Annotated in this window: 4 protein-coding genes and 1 pseudogene; 1 reads left to right on the plus strand and 4 read right to left on the minus strand. The window is 37.3% G+C overall.

From position 1 onward, the window contains the following. A partial coding sequence (locus RM539_RS19480; RefSeq protein ID WP_311505092.1) for a restriction endonuclease subunit S occupies window positions 1–550 on the minus strand: 550 nt, incomplete at its 3' end. Next, the gene (locus RM539_RS19485; RefSeq protein WP_311505093.1) at window positions 534–1,901 is read right to left on the minus strand and encodes an N-6 DNA methylase; all 1,368 of its coding nucleotides are present in this window, start codon (window positions 1,899–1,901) and stop codon (window positions 534–536) included. The genes RM539_RS19485 and RM539_RS19480, both read right to left, overlap by 17 nt. 82 nt (window positions 1,902–1,983) lie before the next feature. Between RM539_RS19485 and RM539_RS19490 the strand changes: the two are divergent. Beyond that, window positions 1,984–3,122 (plus strand): annotated as a pseudogene (locus RM539_RS19490) (IS3 family transposase). On the opposite strand, the gene RM539_RS19495 reads toward RM539_RS19490, so the two are convergent. Both RM539_RS19495 and RM539_RS19500 read right to left on the minus strand, forming a co-directional pair. Then, window positions 3,088–3,327 (minus strand): type I restriction-modification system subunit M N-terminal domain-containing protein, encoded by a 240-nt coding sequence (locus RM539_RS19495; RefSeq protein WP_311505094.1) that lies wholly within the window; start codon window positions 3,325–3,327, stop codon window positions 3,088–3,090. The pseudogene RM539_RS19490 and the gene RM539_RS19495 sit on opposite strands and share 35 nt — an antisense overlap. Before the next feature lie 290 nt (window positions 3,328–3,617). Next, on the minus strand, window positions 3,618–5,060 hold the full coding sequence (locus RM539_RS19500; protein WP_311505095.1) for a hypothetical protein: 1,443 nt from the start codon (window positions 5,058–5,060) through the stop codon (window positions 3,618–3,620). Window positions 5,061–5,230 lie beyond the last annotated feature (170 nt).

Raw genomic sequence — 5,230 nt, forward strand, 5'->3', positions numbered from 1 at the left:
ACCAGTGTTTATAAAGAGCCTGCGCAGTTTCTTCCAGCTTCTGGTTTATTTTCTCATTTAATTTAATACGGTTTTTAACCACATTATATTCCCTTACGATTTCCCGCTGTTTTTCTATGGAAGGAACGGGGAGTTCAAAAGCTAAAAAATCTTCCCATTCCAGGCTTCCTCTCACCCCTCCAACTGCATGAAATGTTGCTTGTCTGTCAAATTCAGATCGGGAAAACCACATCATTAGATATTGTGGGAGTAAAACCTCCGTATCTATGACTTCAAACACAGGATAAGCTTGAGAAATAATAGCTTCTTCAATATCTTCAAGTAATGCCACGGGCATTTTACCATCTCTCCTCACCTGCATAATACTACAGGCAAATTGATTTTTACGGATGATTTTATAGTTGCGCATATTTGTCCCAACCGTATTTGCCACGGAAGGAATAAACTCTTTGGATATGCTTAGGCCTAAAAGTGTAGTGACTTTTAACTCCTTATTACGTTCATCAACCAATTGTATATAATCGCCTATAGGCTTATAGTTTGATGGCATACCCCAGCTCTTTGAAAACGTCCAATAATTCCTTTTTAGAATCCTCTTCCTGTTGTAGTAAATCGGTAAGTTCGGTTTGTAAACCTGCCATCTTGGTGTCAAAATCGATGTTTTCATCCCGGTTTACAAATTCTATATATTTGCTGGGCACCAGGGAGAAGTCTTTCTTTTCAATATCGGCTTTAGTGGCACTGTAGCAATATTCCTGGATATCTTTATAATTTGAAGTTTCCTGTTGCCAGTTGTGGTAAGTTCTGGCAATATCCTTTATTTGATTCTTGTTGAACTGGATAAATTTTTTCTCAAATGGTTCGCCAATTTGCCGCAAATCCATAAACAGCACTTCTTCCTGCCGGTCCCGGTAATGCCGTTCTTCATCTCCAATAGAACGGGTATGTGCAGTTTTATTCCTATTCAGTATCCAAACGGTTACACTTATATTGGTGGTATAAAACATATTCTGTGGCAGGATAATAATGGCTTCCACCAGATTGTTCTCCACCAGTTTTCTCCGGATTTTATATTCTTCACCACCACCCGATAAAGCTCCATTAGATAGTACAAATCCTGCTATACCATTTTCAGATAATTTGCTGACCATATTTAAAATCCACCCATAGTTGGCATTACTTTTAGGAGGCACTTCATAACCTTGCCAGCGGGGATCATCAATCAATTCCTGCGGCCCGCGCCAGTCCTTTTGGTTAAAAGGCGGATTAGCCATAATATAATCTGCTTTCAGATCTTTATGCTGGTCATTGCTAAAGGTATCGGCCGCTTTATCACCCAGGTTTGCGGATATCCCACGAATCGCCAGGTTCATTTTGGCCAGTTTGTAGGTAGTATTGGTGTATTCCTGGCCGTAAATCGATATTTCTCGTTTGCTCCCGTGGTGGCTTTCGATAAATTTGATAGACTGCACAAACATTCCCCCGGAACCACAAGCCGGGTCGTAAATAATCCCTTTATAGGGTTCGATCATTTCGGCAATAAGGTTTACAATACTTTTTGGGGTATAGAATTCTCCCTTTCCTTTTCCTTCCGCCAGAGCGAATTTAGATAAGAAGTATTCATATACACGCCCCACAATATCCTGGGATTTGTCTTTTTGGGTGTCTATTTTATTAATGGTATCCAGCAGGGAAGCCAGCTTACTTTTATCCAGTCCTAAGCGGGAAAAATAATTATCGGGCAAAGCACCTTTTAGAGAAGGGTTGTTCTTTTCTATCTGGTTTAAGGCGGTATCGATCTTTAAGGCTATATCGTCCTGTTTCGCATTTTTAATAAGATAGCTCCACCGGGAAGTCTCAGCTAAGAAAAAGACATTCTTCATATTGTAGAAGTCTTTCATCTCAAGGTACTTTTGTAGCCTTCCCTAAAAATAAGACAGTTTAAAATTCGAAATTATTAATTTTAAACCAATAAACTGTCAGATGAAAAAAAGTAGATTTACCGAAAGTCAGATCATCAAGATCTTGAAGGAAAACGAACAGGGTCGAGCCGTCGGCGATATCGCTCGTGAATTGGGTATCGATAAGAGCACCATATATTACTGGCGCAAGAAGTATGGCGGGATGGAAACGAGTGAGCTAAAACGCCTTAAGGAATTGGAAGAAGAAAACCGCAAGCTCAAGCAGATGTATGCCGATGCCAGTCTAGATAACCAAATGCTAAAAGATATACTGTCAAAAAAGTTCTAAGGCCTTCCGACAAGAAACATAGAGCGGTTTATTTGATCAAAGAGTACCAGGTCTCCATAAAACGAGCCTGTAATGTAGTAGGTTTAACCCGTTCCATGTGGTATTATCAGACTAAGCGAGATGATCGTGAGGTAATCGATAAACTTTCTGAATTTGCAACTGAGTTGCCCACCAGAGGTTTTGATGAATACTATAACCGGATACGTCGCGAAGGCCATAAGTGGAACCGAAAACGGGTATTACGAGTATACCGGCAGATGAAACTTAAATTAAGGCGCAAACATAAAAAGCGCATTACAGATAGGGTAAAACATCCTTTGGAAACCCCTGAACAATTGAATCAAGTTTGGAGTATGGATTTTATGTCAGATGTCCTTTCTGATGGCAGAAAGGTACGTGTCTTAAATATAATTGATGATTGCAACCGCGAAGTACTGGCTGTAGATCCAGGATTGAACTATCCTGCCAGAAAGCTAGTGGAGACTTTAGAACAATTAGAAGAAGAGATTGGGTTGCCACAAACTGTCCGTTGTGATAATGGCCCTGAGTTTATCTCTAAAACATTCAGTCAATGGTGCAATAGGAAACGTGTGGAAATACGGTATACCCAACCAGGTAAGCCAATGCAAAATGGGTATATAGAACGTTTAAATAGATTTTATAGAGAAGATATATTAGATGCTTACTGGTTTAATGATTTGCATCAATTGCGTTCTTTAAGCAATAAATGGATGGAAGATTACAACAATAACCATCCGCATCAATCCCTGGGCAATAAATCACCAAGGGAATACAAACCTCGATTCGGGGAAGAATTCTTCCCCGAATCGAATGATATTAATGAAAATTTATTGAATTTAGCTGTGTCTTAAATTGGGTAAGGCTACACTTTTCTTTGCCTTCGGCAATAAGCTCCTCGCGGCGCACTTCAAATTTGTCACTCGCAAATTTTAGGAAGATAAGTCCAAGTACCACGTGTTTGTATTCTGAAGGCTCGATGGAGCCACGCAACTTATTGGCAGCATCCCACAGGCTTTCTTCAATCGATTTTTCTTTGGTCGTTTTCTTTTTAGCCATTATTAAGATTCGGGTATGAAGTAATATTCTACTTCCGAAGTAGGGTAAGGAAGCAGTGGCAATTTATGAAAAAACTTTCTAATGTTAAAGGATTCTAAAGATTGAGCAGATTCTTACTTGAATTGCCGGTCATTGCTTGCTCGACACACTATGGACAAATAGCGGGATTACGAACGCAAATTTGTCGGCTTAGTATTGGTATGTTGGTCAAGTCAATTATTTTGTTTCTAATGCTTCCGGCTATTGGCGATTAACCGTTTTAGCTCTTTGTTACCTGCTGGGCTTTAGTTCTATACTTTTGTTTTTAAAAAGAAATCATCTAGTGCTTCTTTCAATTTCTTATTCTTCATTGAAAGTGCTTTACGGCGTATATCTTCTCCATCAAAATATGATACTTTGTATTTCGTAACAGAAGAAATAACGGAATCTAATTTTTCTATTGCATCTTCTGTAAAGCCACCGATTGACCAAAATTCAAATTCAATATTTTTTTTATTCCAGGTCTCTTGTTTTCCAATCCAAGATCTAAAAGCTGGAATTTTAATTCCTAGCCATTTATCTACAGTTTTTAGGTCAACTTTGGAACGCTTTGCTTTACATTCTGCCAAAATAATTTTATCTGGATAATTAGCAAGAACATCAATTTCATGTCTTGCATTATCTTCTAATATTTCCCTACCTAAATCAATGCTGCTGTTACTATTCGTTGAATGTATATGACCGACCACAAATTCAAAAAGCGCTCCTCGAATGTTATTAGCTAGACCTTCATTGTATTTTTTAAGTTCCTTAATTAAGTCCAGATATTTTTCTGGACTTGATTTCAAACTTGCACCTGCATTGTTCAGTACAGCGACTAATTCTTTTAACGTATCGGCATACTTTTGACCAAAAAGTTCTCTGATAAATCCAATTGCTATTCCGTGTTGTTTTAAAACCAACAACGCCTCTTTACTTAAATCATCAACTATGAGAAATGGAATTATCTTTGAGGGATTTTTAAAACTTTGGATATGCTTCAACTTTTCAATAAAAAACATGACGTCTTTTTCATTAATTGGAGTTCCAATTATAATGTCAGCAATTATAAAACCAGGTGTGTTTCCTTGCATAAGTCCAGTAATATTGGAAACTCCTTTAAAAGCCCATCTGAACTTGCCGAATTCAGAAAACTTTTCACCTGTACGATAAGATATTAAGCCAGTGTTTTTAGTAAGAGAATTAAAGTCCGTTAGAATGTTCTCCTTTATTACCTCAATTGTTTTATATGTAATCGAGTTTACTTTGGTTTTTATAAGTTTTGGTGAAAGGATATAATATTCACCATTGAAATTCAAGATTTCTGATGTAACAAATTTCTGAAGTATCTTTTTGAACGGTAAATGCCCTTTCAGGGCTATAACGGGATAGTTTGTATAGCATTCTAAAAAACGTTGATTTATAATTCCCCCGTGAAGTTGTAGTGCATTTAAGGTGTACCAATATTTCCTTCCATTTTCGAACATTGCTTTGTTTAGAGCATGAAATAGAATTCCATCTTCTATATGACTGGGTAAATAGCAAAGTGATAGATTACTAGATAAATAACCTTTAATTTTTAAGATTTTCTTATTTCGAGCAACTCTCTGGCTTGCCGTATTGTAACTAATTTTATCCGCTCTTTCTAAGGCTTTTGCAAGTTCATTTGAAAGCAAAGGGCCTCTTTTTTTGAGGATATTTTGGGTCGATGTCATATCACACTATATATAAACAACTCTTAAGAGTTATGAACCTATGCATTTTTTGTTTGTTAGCCCAATAAATTCGTTTTAAATTCTTGAAATTTTGCTGAAAAAGGGTGTCATATGAATTTTTAACTGGAATCTTTTAAAGCCTTGCAGGCAACGGTTTGGGTTCGCAGTTG

The sequence above is a fragment of the Autumnicola musiva genome, assembly GCF_031846585.1.
Taxonomy (GTDB): Bacteria; Bacteroidota; Bacteroidia; order Flavobacteriales; family Flavobacteriaceae; genus Autumnicola; species Autumnicola musiva.

Bases quoted from the DNA above. Each gene is read 5' to 3' on its own strand.
- RM539_RS19485 (WP_311505093.1), bottom strand. From the start codon at position 1,901: ATGAAAGACTTCTACAATATGAAGAATGTCTTTTTCTTAGCTGAGACT.
- RM539_RS19495 (WP_311505094.1), bottom strand. From the start codon at position 3,327: ATGGCTAAAAAGAAAACGACCAAAGAAAAATCGATTGAAGAAAGCCTG.
- RM539_RS19500 (WP_311505095.1), bottom strand. From the start codon at position 5,060: ATGACATCGACCCAAAATATCCTCAAAAAAAGAGGCCCTTTGCTTTCA.